Below are 21,637 nucleotides of genomic sequence, written 5' to 3'. Positions count from 1 at the left end.
ATTTCAGGAGTTTATTGATGCCCTCTCACATCAACTGGGAGATGACATCGCACTTATTCAACTTGACCAGGCGGGGGCTCATGTGACCAGTGCTCTGCACTGGCCTGATAACTTGATTCCCGGCAAGTCAACCAGCCCATAGCCCTGAACTCAATCCCATTGAACGAGTGTGGCAATTTATCAAACAACAATTCAAGGGAGAAGTGTTTCTGACTCTTAAGGAATTGCGCGAACGACTGGATCAGGTTCTGCAACAAATCACACCTGAAGAAATGAGTTCACTATCTTCTTACACTTTCATTCTGGAAGCTTTATTCTATGCAGCTTCATATTAAATTGGTATTAGCAATAATTCTCACGGGAATCTGAGCCCGAAATCAAGTAAGCATTTGACCAACTTTAACTCGGTAGTAGAACACCTAAATGAGCAACTAGATAAACTGATTAATCCCACAGCCTTAGTAGAATATTATGCCTATCTTGATGGGAGCGATCGAGTTCTGGATTCTAGTTTTTAACTGTGGGATGGAACTCTCAATTAATTAGACTTTTTTCTGCAAAAACGCATTGATAGTTTTGTTGCCAAGAAACGCATAATTTCTATTGTGGTGTTAATAAGCTTAGCCAGAGTTATTTATTTGTCATTTTTTACCGAATAGTTATGCAAAGTGTATTGGTCCTGGACGAAGCTGTAAAAAAGATGGCAAGCGGCAATCTTGACCACAAAATTATTTTGGATAACAGAGATGAACTCGGGCAACTTGTGGGTGCGTTCAACAAAATTACCGATGCCTTAGTTGGTGCAAATCAAAAAATTACTGTTCTCAACGTTCGCCTAAAAGCTGAAAATATGCGAATGAGCGCAGAACTAGATGTTACTGGCAAGATTCAGCAGATGCTGGTGCCGAAAGACCGAGATCTCAAGGAAGTTATCGGCTTAGGTATTGCGGGATTTATGGAAGCTGCTGAGAAAGTAGGCGGCGACTATTACGATGTACTGCAGCACAAAGGTAGAGTGAAAATTGGCATTGGCGATGTGACGGGACACGGATTGGAGAGCGGCGTGTTAATGATTATGGTTCAAACGGCAGTGCGAACTTTGCTCGCCTATAACGAAGCCGAGCCGGTGAGATTTTTAACTGCTATTAACAGTGTAATTTATGATAACGTGCAGCGGATGAAATCCGATAAAAACGCCAGCCTTGCTTTGCTAGACTATCAGCAAGGAATGCTGAAGTTGAGCGGCCAGCACGAAGAAATGATTGTCGTGCGGTGTAACGGTTCTGTCGAGCGGTTTGATACGATGGATTTGGGTTTCCCGATCGGGCTGGATGCAGATATTGCTGAATTTGTTGCTGAAAAAATTGTGCATTTGCATTCAGGAGATGTGGTAGTGCTGTACACTGACGGGATTACGGAAGCTAAAAATATGGATAAACTGCTTTATGGTTTAGATAGGTTAATTGAGGTAATAGAGATTAATTGGCAGCGTTCGGCTGGCGAAATCAGGCAGGCTGTAATTAAGGACGTGCGATCGCACATCGGCGAACAAAAAGTTTTTGATGACATCACCTTGCTGGGACTCAAACAAAAATAACTCTTTGGATCTCCCTTCTAAAGTTTAAAATATATTCAGTGATCCCCATCATCTCAAACTTTAGCTCTCACATCGATATGAGTCAAATTTTCGGCGATTTCATCGAGCAGCCCGCTAGCCAAGAATACTTAATAATTGGATTTTCTCCGAGTTCGGTTCCTCTCAAGCAGCGGTGGCGGAACAACGGTTTATCGGCGGATTTTCTGGCTGACTACCTGACGACTTTTTTTCCGGGCAACCAAGATGATCCCTCGACAATTGAAAGACAAGCTGAAATAAAAAGCGCTGTTAGCTACATTGCCAACGAGTTATTGGAAAATGCCATGAAGTTTAATGATCAAACCTCGGAGTACCCGATCGATATTAAACTGCAATTAGAGAGCGACGGAATGATTTTCTCAGTTGCTAATAGCATCTCTCCCCAATCTGTGGACAAGTTTCAGGCTTACATTCACCAGTTGCTGACCTCCGATCCCAGCGAACTTTACATTCAGCGGTTGGAAAAAAATGCTGCTGACGAAAGCTGTACCAATTCTGGATTGGGTTTGTTGACCATGCTCACAGATTATAGCGTCAAACTTGGCTGGAAATTCCAGACCGTACACAAAGACCCGGAAGTAATTGCGGTGACAACTATGGTGCAATTAACAGTATAAGCAACGCTGGCGCTAGATAATATCTAAGGGACTTTTTTTTTGTGGCTATGGAAATTAATACAGAAGATTACCGGATCTGTTACGATCCAGCAACGGCAACCGTGAGTTTTATTGGATCTCTAAGGCTGAGCGGGCCTGCGGAGTACGCGCCGATAGCGCAGTTCCTGACGAAGGTTGGCGACTTGGAACCGGCGAAAATTACCCTCAATTTGCAGCAGTTAGAATTTTTGAACAGTTCAGGCATCAATATGCTATCGAAGTTTATTATCGAGATCCGCAAAACCGCCCGGGTGCAAATGGCGGTACAAGGCTCTCAAAGCATAGGTTGGCACGGCAAATCTTTGAGGAATTTCCAGCGCCTGATGCCGGGTTTGCAGTTGGAATTTCTATAGATACACTATTACTTTTAAGGTGCGAGCTGTTGAGCAATTTTTTGTTAGTCGAGGCGCAAATTCTAGAGTTATGCTGGAAGAACAACCATCTAGAGAACAGCTACTTTTAGAGATAGAAAGATTGCGCCAGCAAGTGGAAGACTTGAAGGAGGAAAAAGCGGATCTGGAAATCTTGCTGGAAACTACTGCTGAACATTCCGATACGGTTGAAACTGAGTTACGCTCTCGCGCATTCGAGGCCGTGCGCGAAGGTGAAATCAAGCTGGCTCAATTTCTAGAAGCGATTCCCATAGGCGTGCTCGTGCTGGATTCTAAAGGCAGACCTTACTACGTAAATCACGCCGGACACCAGTTACTCGGTCAAGGAGTTTTGCCCTTAAAGGCAGTTGAGGATTTGTCAGAAAGTTATCAAATTTATATTGCGGGAACTGACACTATCTACCCTTTCGAGAATTTGCCTATCGTCCGAGCTTTGAGGGGCGAAAACGCGACGGCTGAAAATCTGGAAATTCATCAACCCGACAAGAAAGTTCCCCTTGAGATTTGGGGAACGCCAATTTTTGACGAGGGTGGCAAAATTGCTTTTGCGATCGCAGTTTTTCAAGATGTCACGGAACGCAAAGAAGCTGAAGCAGATCGCCATTTATTTATTAAGAAACTATTTGACCTCAACCAAAATTTAGAAAAATCCCTGGATGCCGAATCAGACTTAACTGATGCCTACGGTAGATTTGTGCCGCACCAATTTCTAAATTTGTTGGGATATGAAAGTATTATAGATGTCCATTTAGGCGACCAAGTGCAGCAGGAAATGTCGGTGCTATTTTCGGATATTCGCGACTTCACTACGCTTTCAGAAACCATGACTCCCCAAGAAAATTTTAAATTTATCAATGCTTACCTTTCACGAATGGAGCCTGCAATTACTAGCAATAACGGGTTTATTGACAAATACATCGGCGATGCAATTATGGCTTTGTTTAGTGACTTTGCAGATGATGCAGTGAAAGCGGGTATTGCAATGCTAAATATCCTGAAAAATTATAACGAATACCGTCAAGGCGTCGGCTACGTCCCGATTCAAATTGGCATTGGTATCAATTCGGGTTCTTTGATGCTGGGGACAGTCGGGGGTATAAGCCGAATGGACAGCACTGTGATTAGCGATGCTGTTAATTTAGCATCTCGCATTGAAGGATTGACCAAAGATTACGGCGTACCTTTGTTAATTTCTCACCAGACTTTGGAACGGTTGCGAAATGCGACAGATTATGCTATTAGGATTGTGGATAAAGTACAGGTAAAAGGAAAATCTCAATATGTCGTAGTCTATGAGGTATTTGATGCAGATCCGCCGGAAATTCTGTCGGCAAAGCTAGCAAGTTTGCCTGTATATAATGAAGCTATGTTACTGTGCGATCGCAAGGATTTCCGAGAAGCGGGAAAATTGTTTGAAGAATGTTTGCGGACAAATCCCAGCGATCAGGTAGCTCGCATTTACCTGAAACGCTGTCGGGATTGGCGATCGCTCCTCAAAGGAATTTAAAGCAAGTTAGTCGATTTTAAGTTTATTCCACAGATGAATTTGGGACATTGAAGTTTGGTCTAAAATTTTGAACTGCTTACAACTCCTGGGGGAAAGCAAATATCCGTTGTTGGGCCAAGTCATGAATCATGAGCCATATCAAATCCGGTTACATCCGAATAATATAACTAACAGTCGCCAAGGCTGTTAGGGCAGATACTAGAGATAGTCCCTCCTCTTGATAATGTTCAATCCGCTCATGGCCAAACTCTACATTTACGACTTGCTTCACAAAGTCATCCCAGGCCCGAGAGCTTTCTGGGATGAAGAAAACATAAGCCTATGGCGTGTTTAAAATCAGCCACAACACCATCCAAAAGAGAGCTTTTAGGGCAAGCATAAACCAGAGACTTTCAAGAAAAGCCAAACCGTCCCCGGTAATAGACGCGCCTTTGTAAGCTGAAGCGTTTATATGTTCAAGCGGCAACAACTAAAACCTATCTTGAGAGTGATGACTGACCTCTGGAATCTGTCAAAGGTGTAAAATATAAACAGCATTATACCTGTTACTTCTGAGGCTTCTCAAAATAGAACGGCTTAGGGCTGAAAAACGAGCGATCGGTAATTTGGTGCGAGAACGGTGGCTAGCGCTGAACCTGTCTCAGAAAAAGTTGGCGGATGAATTAGGGATGGCCTTTCCCCCGATTAATCGTTGGGCAAATGAACACGTTACGCCTTCTGGCTTGCCACTCAAGCAAATTTAGATATTGGTGGATGAGTTAGGTAATTCGCCAGATGCAACGCTTCGCGAATGCAGTAAGGCGCTGCGATCAACATATTTTTCGGATAAGGAGTACAAAGGGTGAGTTTAGAGGGAATCAACAGCATTTTCAGAGATATTCGACTACTTCCCTATGGTGTGGCGACCCTCTCCGTGGCTCTGGCACTGGCGCTAACCCGATCGCTTTTACCGTGGATCTACCCAACCACGACGCCCCTGTTTTTCATCGCGGTGATAGTGAGTACCTGGTATGGCAGTTTCGGGGCTGGGTTGCTGGCAACAATTTTATCCACGCTGGCAATCAACTATTTTTTTATTGAGCCGTTCTATTCCTTACAGATAGTTAATCTAGAGACAATAGTTCGGTTGGGTATGTTTTCGATCGCGGCAGGATTGATCGCTTCACTCAATCTATCGTGGCGCACTGCTATAAAAAACGCGAAAGCAGCCTTGCAAAATTTACAGGAGGCAATGGAACTAGAACAACAGGTGCAGGGCGAAGCAGCACAAGCTGCAGTGACTGAGGCAAAAGAACAGCTAGAAACGGTACTTTCTAGCATCAACGATGGGTTCTACATCCTCGATCGCGATTGGCGCTACACCTATGCCAACGATCGCTACTGTGAAATGGTTGGAATGCCGCGGTCAGCGATTCTGGGTCAGAACGTTTGGGAGCTATTTCCCGCTGCCGTTGACACCGATGCTTACGTGCAGTTTCATCGGGCAATGCGCGCACAAACGCCGCTCCAGTTTGATTATCTCTACTCACCTTGGAAAGGTTGGCACAACCATCGAATTTACCCTTCGCCCAGTGGACTGACCGTTGTGCTTGCTGACATTACCGATCGCAAACAGGCCGAACTCCTCCTAATCGAGCAGAAACGACTGCTGGAGTCGATCGCATTCGGACAGCCGCTAGACGACTGTCTGGCAGCCGTATGTGACTCAGTATCGAGGCTGAATCCCGGTACCCGCGCCGGCTTTTTGCTAGCAGACGCTCAGGGGCTGACGTTTAAGAGATCCATTACTCCAGACTTTCCACCGTCTTTTGGTGAAGGACTCCAAGATGCTCCGATTAACGATTTGTGCATTGGAACCTGTGGCAAAGCATTGTATAGCGGTCAGCCCGTGACCTGCGCCGACATTGCCAACGACGATCGCTGGTCGCAAGCATGGCGAAATTTATGCGTGGCTCATGGCATTCTAGCGTGTCATTCTCAGCCCGTGTTCAGGCACGACCATCTAGCTCTGGGGTCGCTGATGCTTTGCTTTAGCGAGGCGCGGAGGCCGACGGATTGGGAACATAAACTCGCCGAGTTCGGCACCCAAGTTGCCAGCATCGCCTTCGAGCGCGATCGATCGTTCCAGGCGTTGCGCGAGAGCGAAGAACAGCTCCGATTGGCTTGCGAAGGCGGCAATTTTGGTTTGTGGTATTGGGATATAGAAACAGACACGCTGAGTTTTACGGATAGAGCCAAAGCGATGTTTGGTTTACCTGTCAATACAGAAATGTCGATGCAGGTGTTTTTAGAAGCCGTGCATCCCGACGATCGCCCATTCCTTCACACCGTCCTCAGTGAGTTAAAAGCGAATCAACCGCATACTGAAATAGAGTATCGGACGCTGTGGGCAGATGGCACCGTTCGTTGGATTTTGGCAAAGGGCGATTGCGCCTACAACGCTGAGGGCATCATAATTTCGACGCGGGGCGTATTAATCGACATCAGCGATCGCAAACAAGCCGAAGAAGCGTTGCGTCAAAGCGAAGAGCAGAGTCGAAACATTCTGGAAAGCATTGATGATGGATTCTTTTCCCTGGATGAGAATTGGCGTTTCACATACCTGAATCGGTCAGCGGAAATTCTGCTAGACCGCACTTCGGGCGATCTGATGCGGAAGAATTTGTGGGAAGAATTCCCAGGACTCAAGGGCAGCGAGTTTGAGCGGGTTTATCGGCGCGTGGCCAACGAGCGCGTGGCTTTATCAGTCACGGCGTTTTATCCCGACCACGATCGGTGGTATGACGTTCGCACCTACCCTGCCGCGAACGGGATTACCGTTTATTTCCGAAATGTCACCGATGGAAAACTTGCCGAGGAGGTATTGCAACAACGAGAAGCAGAACTTCGTTTAGTTACCAATGCCGTGCCTGCCTTGATCACCTTTGTAGACTCAGACCAATACTACCGCTTCAACAATCGAGCATATGAAGAATGGTTTGGACATCCGGCAGCGGAAATCTATGGCAAGCACCTCCGAGAGGTTTTAGGTGAAACTGGCTATCAAGGGATTCGTCCTTATGTTGAGCAAGTCTTGGCAGGAGAGGAAGTGACCTTTGAAACCCAAATTCCCTACAAAGATGGTGTAACCCGTTATGTCAATGCAACCTATGTTCCCCGCTTCAATAGCCAGGGAAAAGTTGAAGGGTTTGTAGCACTGGTCAACGATATCACCGATCGCAAACAAGCCGAAGCCACACTACGGGAAAGTGAGGCACGGTTCCGGCTGATGGCAGATGCCGCCCCTGTGCTGATTTGGATGGCTGGCACCGATAAACTCTGTAATTACTTCAACCTCCCGTGGCTAAACTTTACGGGACGGACGATCGAGCAAGAAAGCGGCAATGGTTGGGCAGAAGGAGTCCACCCCGACGACTTTGAGCGGTGTTTAGGCACCTATGTGACTGCCTTTGATGCCCGTCAACCGTTCAAGATGGAATATCGCTTGAAACGCTTTGATGGCATATACCGTTGGGTTATGGATGAAGCTGTTCCTCGCTACGGATTGGAAGGTGAGTTCTTGGGCTACATAGGCTCCTGTGTTGATATTGAAGACCACAAACAAGCTGAGGAAGCCCTGCGCCAGAGTGAATCCCGCCTCCGTCTGATCTTTGAAAGCGCCAAAGATTATGCCATCTTCACCCTCGACCTTAACGGCATCATTGCCAGTTGGAACTCAGGGGCAGAAAGGTTGTTGGGCTATACCGAGACAGAAGCAATTGGTTGCCCCGCTCGGATGATCTTCACGCCCGAAGATAACGAACAAGGACAACCCGAGCACGAGAGGCAAACGGCTCTACTGCAAGGACGGGCAGAAGACGAACGCTGGCACGTCCGCAAAGATGGGAATCGCTTTTGGGCCAGTGGATTGATGATGCCCCTGCTTAACGAAGCGGATTCTCCGCAGGGATTTGTCAAAATCATGCAGGACAAAACCGCACAACGGCAAGCAATTGAGCGACTGCAATTGCTGTATGAAACTACCCGCGATCTGATGCAGACAGAAAAGCCTCTGGCTTTGATGGACACGCTATTCGGCAAACTGGCAGTGCAACTCGATCTGCAGTTTTACTACAACTTCATGGTGGAAGAAAAAGACAACCGCCGGATGCTGCATTTGAGAAACTATGATGGCATCTCTGAAGAAAGGGCGCAGTCGATCGCATGGATCGAATTAGGGGAATATCTCTGTGGACTGGTCGCCCAAACGCAGCAGCAACTTGTCTTGAATCAAGCCGAACTCTCCACTCATCCGAATGCTAAAGTCGCCTATGAAATGGGCATCACGGCTTACGCGGGTCAACCGTTAATCGCTCAAGGGCAGTTATTAGGAACGCTCTCATTTGCCAGCCGGACTCGGACGCACTTTACGCCTGCAGAAATCGATATGCTGCGATCGACCTGTGACCAGATCGCGATCGCTCTGGAACGGGCAAACCTGAACGATTCACTCCAGCAGCAAGCGGAACAGCTAAGACAGGCAAATCGGATCAAGGATGAGTTTTTAGCGGTACTATCCCATGAATTGCGATCGCCCCTCAATCCCATCCTGGGCTGGTCAAAGCTGCTGCAAACTGGCAAGCTGGATGCGGCCAAAACTGCACAGGCGTTAGCGACGATCGAACGCAACGCCAAGCTGCAAAGTGAACTGATTGAAGATTTGCTCGATGTCTCGAAAATTCTTCAAGGCAAGCTCAGTCTTAATATGCGTCCAGTCGATTTAGCTTTAACGGTGGAATCGGCGATCGAAACCGTCAATTTGGCTTCAGTTGCCAAATCCATTGATATTCGGACTGTGTTAGATCCTCAGGTGGGACAGATTTTGGGGGATTCGGGCCGTTTGCAACAAGTAATCTGGAATCTTGTTTCCAATGCGGTCAAATTCACCTCAACCGGAGGGCGCGTTGAGGTGAATTTGACTCGTGTGGGCAATCACGCTCAAATTACGGTGGCGGATACAGGGATTGGCATCGCACGGGAGTTTTTACCCTACGTGTTTGACTACTTCCGGCAAAAAGATGGCGCTACAACCCGCAATTTTGGTGGCTTGGGATTGGGGCTGGCGATCGTGCGGCATCTAGTGGAACTCCACGGCGGCACCGTTGCCGCAGATAGCCCGGGTGAAGGGCTAGGAGCTACCTTTACTGTAAGACTCCCCCTATCAGGGAAGGTAAAGGGACAAGAAAACTCTCTTGCAGGACTTTCGGAACGATCGACTGCAGATGAACCGTTATCCGGGATGCGGATACTGGTTGTAGATGATGAGCCGGATATGCGAGACTTGATTTCCTTTTTGCTAGAAGATGCAGGTGCAGAGGTACTGACTGTTGCTGTCCCTCAAGAAGCCGTCACAGCGTTGACTAATTTCCAGCCCGATGTCCTGTTGAGCGACATTGGAATGCCGGGGATGGATGGTTATATGCTGTTGCGGCAAGTGCGAGCCCTGCCGCCCGAACGGGGTGGGCTGATTCCCGCGATCGCGCTGACTGCCTATGCGGGCGAGTTTAATCAACAGCAAGCTTTGCAAGCTGGATTTCAGCGACATCTGGCAAAGCCGATCGAACCGGATCAATTAATTAAGACGATCGCCGCACTTCTTAGCAAGAACACTCATGACCCAGCCAGCTATAAAAATTGAGCCGAAGGATGTCAAACCGAGCCGACATCACCAAGCTTTTAAGTTGCTCTGGTTAGGCAGCGATATTTGTATTACAGGAGAATCTATCAATAAATCCGGTTTCTAGTCTAACAGTGCGTAAGTCCTGATAATATAATCAATAATTTGGAGTGTCAAAAAAAGACGATGGGAATTAACAAGCACCAGCCTAGAATACATATAAAACCTTCAGTGATTAAAGCGATAGCTCTGTTCTTTCTGTGCTGCTTGTTAACGGCAAGTTGCGGGCAGGGATCACGTCGATCGGTGAATGCGAGCGGCGAAAATGCTAATAACCGCATTACTGTTGGCACAACCTTGAAATTGCGGACGATCGACCCTGCGGACGGTTACGAAACATTATCAGGACAATTGCTGCGAAATTTGGGCGACACTCTCTACACCTACGAGTCTGGAACTACAAAGTTAATCCCCCACTTAGCGACAGCAATGCCAAAAGTTAGCCAAGACGGATTGACATATACAATCCCCTTGCGTCAAGGCGTTATTTTTCACGATGACACACCGTTTAACGCCGCAGCAATGGAATTTTCCTTGCAGCGGTTTATCAAAAATGGTGGCAGTCCGGCTATGTTGTTGAGCGATGCAGTAGAATCGGTGAAAGCCACGGGCGAATATGAATTAACTTTTCAACTCAAAAAGCCTTTTTCTGCTTTTCCTTCCCTGTTGACATTTTCCGGTATGTGTGCTGTTTCTCCGAAAGCATACGAGATTGGACAGGGTAAATTTAAACCCGATACGTTTGTGGGAACTGGACGTTACAAGCTGGCGAAGTACGGCAGCGATTCTCTCAAGTTTGACGTGTTTGAAAAGTATTGGGGGGAAAAGCCGGTTAATCAAGGAATTGACATTTTGCTGCTTTCTAGTTCGTCAAATTTGTTCAATACTTTTCAGACTGGGGCCGTTGATGTGGCTTATTTGTCTCTGGATGCAGACCAAGTTCAAAGCTTGGACGAGGGAGCAAAAAAAGGGAAATGGCAGGAAATCGCGGGGGAAAGCAGTACGGTTAATTACATAACGCTCAATACCAAGTCTAAACCGCTGGACAAGTTAGAAGTCAGACAGGCTATCGCAGCAGTGATGGATCGCCCGGTGATTAACGAGCGCGTACTGCGGGGACAAGCACAACCGCTTTACAGTCTGATTCCCACAAACTTCGACGTTCAAAAACCGGTTTTTAAAGAACTCTACGGTGATGCCAACACGACAAAGGCTAAGGAACTTTTAACGAAAGCGGGATACTCTGCCACAAATCCTTTCGTTCTGCCAATTTGGTATGCTTCATCTTCCACAAAACGAGCTTTAGTGGTGAGCATGATGGAGGCGCAAGCTAAACTCAAAATGGACGGGATAATGAAGGTAGAAATTAACAGCGTGGAATCTCCGACTTTGTTTCAAAACATAGAGAAGGGAATTTATCCTGCGGTTTTAGTGGATTGGTCCGCCGACTTTTTTGACGCTGACAATTACATCCACCCGTTTTTAGATTGTGCGACAGGTTCCGAGGCTGAGGGCTGCTCCAAGGGTCAAAGTCAAGGTCAGGGTTCGTTTTATTATAGCGATCAGGTAAATCAACTGATCGACAAGCAGCGCAAAGAAACAAACCCTGAAACCCGCAAAGCCATATTTGCCGAAATTCAAGACATACTGGGTAAAGATGTACCTTTCATCCCTCTTTGGCAGGATAAGGACTATACTTTTGCTCAGAACAGCATCACCGGCGTCCGTCTAGAACCGACGCAATCTTTTCCTTTTTGGTTCCTGAAAAAGCAATAATTCGTTACAATAATAGAGGGGAGTTGAAACGTCAATAATTATTGCATATTTTGTACACAATAGGGTGATGATTGTCACAGTTTATCAAAGAGACTGATCACCCTAACCTATTTAATAATGTGGGATATTATTAAAAGAGAGATATTGCTGAGGGTGGGTATATGAAACTTGGGATTTTAACAACAACAGGGCTGGTAATTGCGATGGGCTTAGCCTCGGGAGTAAAGGCAGAAAACGTATCCCACGTCAAGCAATTATTAGAAACTAAAAAATGTAACCAATGCGACTTGACAGGAGCGCAACTTGCTGGTATGAATCTGAGCGGGGCAGATTTGAGCGGTGCGAATCTCAGAGGTGCAAATTTGAACGGTGCAAATTTGGACGAAGCCAAACTGAATGAAGCAAATCTGAAACAAGCTAAATTGCAAGGTGCGAGTTTAATTGGGGCTAAAATGCACGGGGCTAATTTGGAGGGTGCTGATTTGAGCCGCGCTAATCTGAGTTTGGCGGGTTTAGTGATTGCAAGTTTGAAAAATACCAACCTCACCAGCGCTAATTTAATCGGCGCTAATTTAGAAAGCGCCAATTTGGCGGGTGCAAACCTGAGAAATGCTCGCCAGTCTGTAGCGAATTTAGCTAATATCAGCCTCAGAGGTGGCAGTTTGTCGGGAATAGACGTACAGGGAGTCAACTTGCGGGATGCAAATTTGACCAATGCAAATTTGAACGGTGCCAATTTGAACGGTTCAGACTTGACAGGTGCTAATTTAAAGAATGCCAATATGGCAAATGTAGATTTAGAAAACGCTTCTTTGCCGTAGGACGATCGCCAATTGCTATATCAAATGCTGGTGCTTAACAAACTTAATATAATAAGGTAGGGGCAATTCTGAAATTGCCCCTATAGTTTTAATTGTATGATTTATCTTGTTGCCGGTCGCTGCGTAGGTCAATCGATTTTAGATTTTAGATTTTAGATTAAAAAATTGAAGCATTGACCCCACGGATAAATCCGGGGGGCAAGTTTCATCGGATACAGGTTTTTTTTATTTCTCCACGGATGAATCCGAGGGCTTGTATCCTGGATGCTTTCGGTCATTGTTCGGTGTGGGAAGCTTTTCCCTGGCGTCTGCGATTGCTTCATATTTGGATCTAGGCTCAATCTTCCTCGTTAGCATCTTTGGCGAAGCGGATAATGTCATCATCGCCGAGGTATTCACCATTTTGGATTTCAATCATCACCAGAGGAATAACGCCTGGATTTTCTACGCGGTGAGCAGTATTCATGGGAACGTAGGTTGACTGTTTCTGCATGAGAATCGTCTCTTTGTCGTCGCAGATAACTTTAGCGGTACCGGAGACAACAACCCAGTGCTCGCTGCGGTGATAGTGCATTTGGGTGCTGATGTGATGCCCCGGCTTGACTTCAATGCGATTGATCTTATAACGATCGCCCGCGTCTATGACTGTAACTTGACCCCAATAGCGGGTTTGTGTGCGATCGTCAATTTTTTCGATTGTATCCACTGTTTCCACCATCCTGTTTATCTCGCCAACGGTGTTTGCAAAAATAGCTGTAGTTCAAAGTATAACAGGGATAGGGTAAGTGCGATCAATTTAAACATTACTCAATTAGTCGCCACTCGCGAGCATCAACAAATTGCGACAAATGCCCCACATTTGTTGTAGCAATTACCACCTCATCGCCTTCACTTGCCTCCAATATTGCTTGCGCCGCCAAAATCACATCCCCGTCAAGTGCATTAGGTTCGGCTGTTGGTCTTCCTCTCCTTCTCGAATCAGCCCACAACTGAGCCACTAAAAGCATTACCTCTGTAGTCAAATGACGGTAGGGAAGTTGCGATTTAAGTTCATCAAGTCGTCTAATGCCGGCCGCCTTACCTGCACGAATTAATTCGCGCCTCACCTCATAGTCAGCAATTTCTGGGAGTATTACAATGTAACCTTTCAGTGGCAAAGATTGCAGCCAAAGTTTACCCTCTTGATATAAAGGAGATGTGGCTTTGGGATTGGTAACAATTCCTAACGGCCCAGAATCTAAGAACACTATTCGGCTCATGGAATGATCTTATATATGCACGGAATTTTCTTCTAGTGCCTTGCGGAGAACTTCACCGGTTTCTGTTTGCTCCTGTTCATCTCCATCGTCAACCCAAGACTGTAGCAATTTGCTCAGAGCTTCGTGCTGCTGTAGGGGATCGATGGTCTTAATTTCGTCTGTAGCTTTTATCGAATTATCCGGGGTTCCTGGCTTCATTTCTACTGTTTCGCGAAATAGCCGAATCATCTGAAGTAAGTTTGGCCAATATTCTCTCGGAGTTTGCTGAATCTCCCGCAAAAAATCTACAATTTCTTCGCCTATGCGAGTTTCTGGCGCTGAAGTTGCTGTCGCTTGGCTTTCCCTGATTAAAGCTGGGTCAGGCATAATCACTTTTCTCCTTTCTCAGATTTATATGAAGTTCAATTGATTTACGAAAAAGGGAGGGGGGCGGGTCGATCAATATCCTGGACGTGAATTAGAAATGCAGGCGTGAACCCCTACTCCTATTATAAACAAAGGGCGGGCGATCGCCCGCCCCACTTTTTACTTGCTCAACACACCATCGGGAATCCCCAAAATATCCTCAATTCGAGGCATATCTTCCAAAGCAATCACTCGCCCTTCATCCTCAAAACCAGCAATTTGATCGAAATTCAAATACCGATACAAATCCCCAGCAAAAGGATCGATTCTCTTCGACACAATGTCATTGTATTCTTGGACTGTAGGAATGCGACCTAACAGGGAACAAACCGCCGCCAATTCTGCCGAACCGAGATAAACTTGTGCATCTTTGCCCATGCGGTTGTTAAAGTTACGAGTAGAAGTTGAAAACACTGTTGTCGCATCTTTAACCCGCGCTTGATTGCCCATACAAAGACTGCAACCAGGCATTTCTGTACGCGCTCCAGCGGCTCCAAAAATGCTGTAATAACCTTCTTCTTTGAGTTGCTGTTCGTCCATGCGAGTTGGCGGGCAAATCCACAGGCGAGTTTTCACTTCCCCTGCACCTTCCAACACCTTTGCAGTGGCGCGGTAGTGACCGATATTTGTCATGCAAGAACCGACAAATACTTCGTCAACGCGATCGCCCGCAACCTCACTCAACAACTTAACATTATCCGGGTCATTGGGAGCAGCCACAATTGGCTCTTTAATCTCGTTCAGATCGATTTCGATGATTTCAACGTATTCCGCATCAGCATCCGCCTCCATCAGCACCGGATTAGCCAGCCATTCCTCCATCTTCGCCACCCGGCGCATCATAGTCCGCGCATCTTGATAGCCCCGCGCCACCATATTTTTCAGCAGCGCGACATTGGAGCGAATGTACTCGGAAACAGTCTCCACGCTCAATTTAATCGTGCATCCAGCGCAAGAACGCTCGGCCGTCGCATCGGTCAATTCAAAAGCCTGCTCGACCTTCAAATCGGGCAAACCTTCAATCTCCATAATCCGCCCAGAAAAGATGTTTTTCTTGTTCTGTTTCGCGACGGTTAGCAAACCTTTTTGAATGGCTACATAGGGAATTGCATTCACAACATCCCGCAGCGTTACTCCGGGCTGCAATTCGCCTTTAAACCGCACTAAAACTGATTCCGGCATATCCAAAGGCATAACGCCCAAGGCCGCAGCAAACGCCACCAATCCCGAACCAGCAGGAAAGGAAATTCCCAAAGGAAAACGAGTGTGAGAATCGCCGCCAGTTCCGACTGTATCTGGCAATAACATCCGGTTCAGCCAAGAGTGAATAATGCCGTCTCCGGGGCGCAAAGCTATGCCGGCGCGCTCTGCCATGAAATCGGGCAATTCATGGTGAGTTTTGACATCAACTGGTTTTGGATAAGCGGCGGTGTGGCAGAAACTTTGAATTACCAAATCGGCGCTAAATCCCAAACAAGCAAGTTCTTTCAATTCGTCGCGAGTCATTGGCCCGGTGGTATCTTGCGATCCGACTGTTGTCATGACTGGTTCGCAAGATGTACCGGGACGAACGCCGGACAAACCGCAAGCTTTGCCTACCATTTTTTGTGCTAAAGTGAAGCCTTTGCCCGTATCTACTGGGATTGTAGGGCGGGTAAAAATAGTGCTGGGTTCTAGTCCTAAAGCTGCGCGGGTTTTGTCGGTTAAAGTGCGTCCAATTAATAGCGGAATTCGGCCACCTGCGCGAACTTCGTCTAGAATTGTGTCGGGTTTGAGGGTGAAGGTGGAGATAATTTCTCCGGCTTCGTTGGTGATTTCGCCTTTGTATGGATGGATGGTAATTACCATTCCTGTTTCCATTTGCGAGACATCACATTCGATCGGCAAAGCGCCGGAATCTTCAGCGGTATTGAAGAAAATCGGGGCGATCGCACCTCCTAAAATATAACCGCCGCTGCGCTTGTTCGGCACAAACGGAATATCATTGCCAATATGCCACAGCACGGAATTAATCGCCGATTTCCGTGACGAACCGGTACCGACAACATCACCAACATAGGCTACGGGATGACCTTTTTTCTTCAATTCTGCAATAGTTTGCAAAGCCCCAGGCATCTTACTTTCGAGCATCGCCAAAGCGTGTAGGGGAATGTCGGGCCGCGTGGTAGCATGAGGTGCTGGCGACAAGTCGTCAGTATTGGTTTCTCCAGGAACTTTGAAGACTGTAACGGTAATCGCTTCTGGCAACACAGGACGACCTGTAAACCACTCGGCATCCGCCCAAGAATCGACTACCTGTTTGGCGTAGGGATTGGTATCAGACAAAGCTATAACGTCGTGGAAAGCGTCGAATACTAACAACGTTTTGCTCAGTGCCCGGGCGGCGGTGGCGGGAATGGCGATTTCGGCAGTAGGATTGAGCAAATCGATTAAAGATTGGACGTTGTAACCGCCCATCATTGTCCCCAGCAGGTAAACTGCCCATTTGGGAGCAATTAAGGGGCTGTGGATTTCGCCTTTAGCAATGCCAGTTAAAAAACCAGCTTTGACGTAGGCGGCGCTGTCTACTCCTGGCGGGACGCGATCGCGCAATAATTCTATTAAGGTCTCTTCTTCTCCAGCCGGCGGATTTTTCAGCAGTTCACACAGTTCCGACGTTTGCTGGGCGTCTAGCGGCAGGGGTGGAATTCCCAAAGCGGCCCGTTCGGCAGCGGTACGGCGGTAAGATTCAAGCATTTCTCCTCTCTCCTCGGATAGTATTCGGTGGTTGTTTGTAGGTGACTTTACTTTTTAGATTAGGAGCTTCCGCTGCACATTGGGTAAAGTACCTCGCTCTTATCAAAACTTAACGCAACTTTAAAAACAGTAGATTTTCATACCAAAGACAGATGTGGTCTTTAACGGGAGAGCAGCGTATCAAACTTCAGCCGAGCAGTTTAGGGGCCTTCAGTTGCAGAGTTCTGGTTAAGATTAATGTGTTGTGGGCTACTGTAGATCCTCCTCTGCATCTGAAATCGTCATTTACCAATAATCTGGACTGTTTTTAGTTCGTAGTTTGAAACCCTTGATTTTCCGTTGGTAGCTCGATTGGCGAATCGCCTTGAAACTTTTATTCTACGAATGCTAATTAAAAACCGTCCGCAGTATTGATTGACCACAAGTTTAAAAAAGTTGTCCTGCTAATGGATCGATTAAACAATGGAAAGTTTTATCCCTGAAAAGTCTGAAGACTGTCACGGCTGGGCCTCCAAGCCAGACTTGTACAAAGAGCTGCAAGGAACCAAAGAATTACTGCTGACGATCGCCCACTCGATGCCAATGCCACTGATCGTCAGCAGTCTGGCGGACAGCACAATTCTTTATAGTAACGATTTATGCCGTCAGGCTTTCGGGTTCACAGCCTTCAAGTCGATCAACGGCCAAAAAGCCGAAATGCTCTACCACAAACCTGCAGAGCGCCAGGAATTGCTGTTGCGGCTCGCCCGCAACGGACACGTCCGCGAGACAGAAATCCGGCTGAAAAAAGCTGACGGCACGCTGTTTTGGGCAAGTGTATCGATGCGGTATCTGACATTGGTGTCGGGGAAAGCTGTTCTGTCGGTATTCAGCGACATTACGGATCGGAAGCGAGTGGCCGCCAAGGAGCAGGAATTGCTCACGTCAATTCACTCGCGGGCCCGCCAGCAAGCGGCCGTCGCTTACTTGGGGCAGCAGGCCCTGGCCGAAACAGATTTGTCCGCACTGATGGACAAAGCTGCGGTTTTAATTGCTCAAACCCTAGACGTTGATTATTGCCAGGTATTAGAACTGTTGCCCTCTGGTCATGCTTTTCTGCTGCGAGCGGGGGTTGGCTGGCAGCCGGGCCTCGTCGGCAGCGCTACTGTTGCCGCTTCTGCCCGATCGCAAGCAGGTTACACATTGCTAGTGGGCGAACCGACGATCGTCGAAGATTTGCGGGTGGAAACGCGCTTTAGCGAGTTGCCGCTACTGCATAACCATCGGGCAGTCAGCGGCGTCACTGTAATTATTCCCGGCAATCGGGGACTGGGGAGGAACTGGGGACAAGCAGAACCAGCGAACAGTTCATCCTCGCCGGCCTGGGGCATTTTGGGGGTTCATACCAGCCAAGGGCGGGTTTTCAGTCAAGATGACGTTTATTTTGTAGAAGCGATCGCCAACGTGTTAGCTGCGGCGATCGAGCGCATTATATCGCAAGAGCGCTTACAAATGATGGAACGGGCGATCGAAAGTTGCAGCAACGGCATTGCAATCACCGACGCAACCGTTGCAGATAATCCGATTATTTATGTCAATCCCAGTTTTGAGCGGATTACGGGTTATCGCAGAGACGAGTTAATGGGGAAAAATTGCCGATTTTTGCAGGGTACAGACACTGACACCCCCGCTGCCAAACAATTGCGAATTGCGATTGAAGAAGGCAGAGAATCTCAAGTTATATTACGCAACTTTCGGAAAGACGGCACTCCTTTTTGGCACGAACTTTCGATCGCTCCAGTTTACAACTCGCGGCGACACTTAACCCACTTTATTGGAGTACAAACAGACATTACCGACCGCCAGCGCTCGGAAGAAGAATTATTTTTAAATTCTCAAGCTTTAGCAGCATTTAGCGCTAATCTCAAACATTTGCATCGGATTACAACTTATCATTATCAAAACTTTGAAGAACTGGTTGACGATTATCTAACAGCAGGCTGTTTGATGTTTGGACTTTCTATGGGCATCATGGCTGAAGTTGACAACGAGACTTTTATTGTCAGAGCAGCTAAAAGCGATTTAGAATACTTCGTGCGAGGCTTAGAATTGAACCTCAGCGATACTTACTGCGCCGCAGTCATTAAACTTAACAAAACAGTTGCGTATTCTCATATAGGAGCAGATATTGAGATGCGCGAACATCCTGCTTATCAGAACTGCAAGGCGGAATCTTACATTGGAACGCCGATATTTGTTAACAATAAAACTTACGGCACGTTGAGTTTTAGTTCGCCAGAAATAAAGAAAAGAAAGTTCAAGTACGAGGAAATAGAAATTATAGAATTGATGGCTCAAAGTATTGGCAAAATTCTGGCGGTTCACCAAATGGAAGTCGAACGCCAGCAAGCTGAAAAAGAGCGATGCGAGTTAATAGTCTCTCTCAAAGAAAGTGAAGAACGCTATCGCCGTTTAGTAGAACTATCTCCCGAAGCGATCGCCGTTCACAGTCAAGGGAAAATCGCCTACATCAATGCTGCCGGCGCGAAACTCCTCGGTGCGAACTCTCCCGATGCGCTAATCGGCTTTCCCATATTGCATTTCGTCCATCCAAACTATGTGGAAATAGCCACAGAGCGCATTCGGCTAGTCGAGATAGAAAATCAGCCACTCGACCTTGCCGAACAAAAACTGATGAGGCTCGACGGACAAATAATAGACGTTGAAATGGCCGGCATCCCCGCTATTTATCAAGGCTCGACTGCTGGCCAGATTATTATCCGAGATGTCACCGAGCGCAAGCGAGTAGAACGGCAACTGCTGCACGGCGCTTTTCACGATGCGCTGACGGGTTTGCCCAACCGGGTTTTGTTCATCGACAGGCTAGGACAAGCCATCCGCCGATCCAATCAGTCCCCCGATTACAAATTTGGTTTACTTTTCCTAGATTTAGACCGCTTCAAAGTAGTTAATGATTCTTTAGGACACGTTTTAGGAGACAAACTGCTAATCGCCCTCGCGGAGCGACTGCAAACCTGCGTCCGCGTTTCTGATACCGTCGCCCGACTGGGGGGAGACGAATTCACCATCCTGCTAGACCACATTCAGAGCCTCAGTGACGCCACCCTCGCAGCTAAAAAGATACAAAAAGAACTGACGAAGCCGTTTCATCTCGAAGGACACGAAGTATTTACCACCGCTAGCATTGGCATTGTTTTCAGTCGAGGCGAAGCCACCGCCAGTGGCGAATTAAATTCGTACACTCACCCAGAAGAATTCCTACGCGATGCTGACATCGCTATGTACCGCGCTAAAGCTTTGGGTAAGGCCCGCCACGAAGTGTTTAATTTGGCGATGCACGACCAAACTATGTCGCTGTTGCAGTTAGAAACTGACCTGCGGTTGGCTATTTTGGGCAAGGAGGAATTAGGAGAGAGCAAGGATCAACGTTCGCACTTTATTGTGCACTACCAACCGATTGTTTCGATCGCCAGCGGTGCGCTCGAAGGTTTTGAGGCCTTGGTGCGCTGGCACCACCCAGTTCGGGGTCTAGTTCCGCCGTCTACTTTTATCCCTGTAGCTGAAGAAACAGGTTTGATCGTGCCTCTGGGAGCCTGGGTGTTGCGGGAAGCTTGTCAGCAATTGCGGATTTGGCAAGAAATGTTAACCGAGCAACAGGGAAGAAGTCCCATGGAAGTCGGAACAAGGCCCTTCGACTCCCTTCGGCTGCAATCAGGGCGAGTCGCTCAGCGTAACAAGAAGGAAGAAGGCGCTTCGACTTCGCTCAGGGTAACAACAGAGAAGAGGGCAACGAGCAATGGAGGGAATTTAACTGATGTAACAGATACAGGGAAGGAGGAACACGGAACTTTTACTGAGCCTAGCCCCAATATTGGTCACAGCGAAGAAAGAATCGGTAAAAAATTACCAATTCCCAGTTACCAATTCCCGATTACTGATTTCCACTCATCTATTACCCATTCCCAATTCCCAATTACCAATACTTCGGCTACGTTCAGTACAACTTCCCAGGTACCAATTCCGAATTTTAAATTACCCATTATTGATCCTTCGCAATTAACAATGAGCGTCAATCTCTCTCCTAAACAGTTAGGTATGCCGAATTTAATCGATGAAATCGATGAAATTTTAGCAGAAACAGGCTGCGATTCGAGCTGTTTAAAATTGGAGATTACTGAAAGCGCGATCGTGGAAAATGTCAAGAAAGCCAATATTGTGCTAGCCCAATTAAAAGGTAGAAATATTCGATTGTCGATCGACGATTTCGGTACTGGCTATTCGTCTTTGAGTTACTTGCACCGTTTTCCGCTGGATACACTGAAGATAGATCGATCTTTTGTGAGCCGCTTGGGGGCTGTCGAAAACGGTGACGACGGGGGTCAGCCTTTGCAGATTGTGCGGGCGATCGTAACTTTGGCTCACAATTTGGGATTGAATACGATCGCCGAGGGTGTAGAGACAGCCGAACAGTTATCACAGCTTCGAGAACTCGACTGCGAATTAGCTCAGGGATATTGGTTTTCTAAACCTTTGGACAGTTCTGCGGTGACAGAAATCCTGATAAATCTCGGTAATATAGCCATTATGGACTGAGTGAGGTACAGATTGATAAATAGTGCCTCACCCCGTGAAGACATTTTTGCTAGAAACTCACAATCTCAAAACTGATGCACCAGGGAATAAATGGTGCATCAAAATTAAATTTTCGGTGATAATATCAAATTTGTTAGCAT

General features: G+C 47.0%; 12 protein-coding genes and 1 pseudogene. 9 read left to right on the top strand and 4 right to left on the bottom strand.

Annotated elements, in window-relative coordinates; genetic code table 11:
• Window positions 1-143: 143 nt before the first annotated feature.
• The 8 genes and pseudogenes from QUA57_RS28780 to QUA57_RS22375 all read left to right on the top strand — a co-directional run.
• Window positions 144-335 (top strand): annotated as a pseudogene (locus tag QUA57_RS28780) (hypothetical protein); the annotation flags it as partial.
• Window positions 336-661: 326 nt separating this feature from the next.
• Complete coding sequence (locus QUA57_RS22405; RefSeq protein ID WP_333063674.1) at window positions 662-1,597, top strand: SpoIIE family protein phosphatase; 936 nt, start codon at window positions 662-664, stop codon at window positions 1,595-1,597.
• 77 nt (window positions 1,598-1,674) lie between these two features.
• A complete protein-coding gene (locus tag QUA57_RS22400; RefSeq protein WP_333063673.1) occupies window positions 1,675-2,253 on the top strand; it encodes a DUF6272 family protein in 579 nt (192 codons plus the stop codon).
• Between the two features lie 47 nt (window positions 2,254-2,300).
• Window positions 2,301-2,645, top strand: a complete 345-nt coding sequence (locus QUA57_RS22395; RefSeq protein WP_333063675.1) for a slr1659 superfamily regulator — start codon at window positions 2,301-2,303, stop codon at window positions 2,643-2,645.
• A 70-nt stretch (window positions 2,646-2,715) separates the two neighbouring features.
• Complete coding sequence (locus QUA57_RS22390) at window positions 2,716-4,191, top strand: adenylate/guanylate cyclase domain-containing protein (RefSeq protein ID WP_333063672.1); 1,476 nt, start codon at window positions 2,716-2,718, stop codon at window positions 4,189-4,191.
• An 841-nt stretch (window positions 4,192-5,032) separates the two neighbouring features.
• On the top strand, window positions 5,033-9,868 hold the full coding sequence (locus QUA57_RS22385; protein ID WP_333063671.1) for a PAS domain S-box protein: 4,836 nt from the start codon (window positions 5,033-5,035) through the stop codon (window positions 9,866-9,868).
• Window positions 9,869-10,033: 165 nt separating this feature from the next.
• Entirely contained in the window at window positions 10,034-11,683 is a 1,650-nt protein-coding gene (locus QUA57_RS22380; protein WP_333063669.1) for an ABC transporter substrate-binding protein, read from the top strand.
• A gap of 161 nt (window positions 11,684-11,844) precedes the next feature.
• Window positions 11,845-12,504, top strand: a complete 660-nt coding sequence (locus QUA57_RS22375; protein WP_333037700.1) for a pentapeptide repeat-containing protein — start codon at window positions 11,845-11,847, stop codon at window positions 12,502-12,504.
• Between the two features lie 337 nt (window positions 12,505-12,841).
• On the opposite strand, the gene QUA57_RS22370 is transcribed toward QUA57_RS22375, so the two are convergent.
• The 4 genes from QUA57_RS22370 to acnB all read right to left on the bottom strand — a co-directional run bounded on the left by QUA57_RS22370 (window position 12,842) and on the right by acnB (window position 16,904).
• A complete protein-coding gene (locus QUA57_RS22370) occupies window positions 12,842-13,222 on the bottom strand; it encodes a cupin domain-containing protein (protein ID WP_445242214.1) in 381 nt (126 codons plus the stop codon).
• 85 nt (window positions 13,223-13,307) lie between these two features.
• Window positions 13,308-13,763 carry a nucleic acid-binding protein gene (locus QUA57_RS22365; protein WP_333063668.1) on the bottom strand — a complete coding sequence of 152 codons (456 nt, stop codon included), beginning with the start codon at window positions 13,761-13,763 and terminating at the stop codon, window positions 13,308-13,310.
• 9 nt (window positions 13,764-13,772) lie between these two features.
• Window positions 13,773-14,129 carry a hypothetical protein gene (locus tag QUA57_RS22360; RefSeq protein WP_333063667.1) on the bottom strand — a complete coding sequence of 119 codons (357 nt, stop codon included), beginning with the start codon at window positions 14,127-14,129 and terminating at the stop codon, window positions 13,773-13,775.
• Between the two features lie 159 nt (window positions 14,130-14,288).
• Window positions 14,289-16,904, bottom strand: a complete 2,616-nt coding sequence (gene acnB, locus QUA57_RS22355) for a bifunctional aconitate hydratase 2/2-methylisocitrate dehydratase (RefSeq protein ID WP_333063666.1) — start codon at window positions 16,902-16,904, stop codon at window positions 14,289-14,291.
• 462 nt (window positions 16,905-17,366) lie between these two features.
• Here acnB and QUA57_RS22350 point away from each other — a divergent pair, with 462 nt between their 5' ends.
• The gene (locus tag QUA57_RS22350; protein ID WP_333063665.1) at window positions 17,367-21,497 is read left to right on the top strand and encodes an EAL domain-containing protein; all 4,131 of its coding nucleotides are present in this window, start codon (window positions 17,367-17,369) and stop codon (window positions 21,495-21,497) included.
• The last annotated feature ends 140 nt before the right edge of the window (window positions 21,498-21,637 follow it).

Origin of the sequence: Microcoleus sp. Pol7_B2, from assembly GCF_036701035.1 — a bacterium.
In the GTDB taxonomy this organism is placed as follows: Bacteria; Cyanobacteriota; Cyanobacteriia; order Cyanobacteriales; family Microcoleaceae; genus Microcoleus.
Note: the sequence above shows the minus strand (reverse complement) of the source record. Positions and strands in the feature narration are given on the sequence as shown.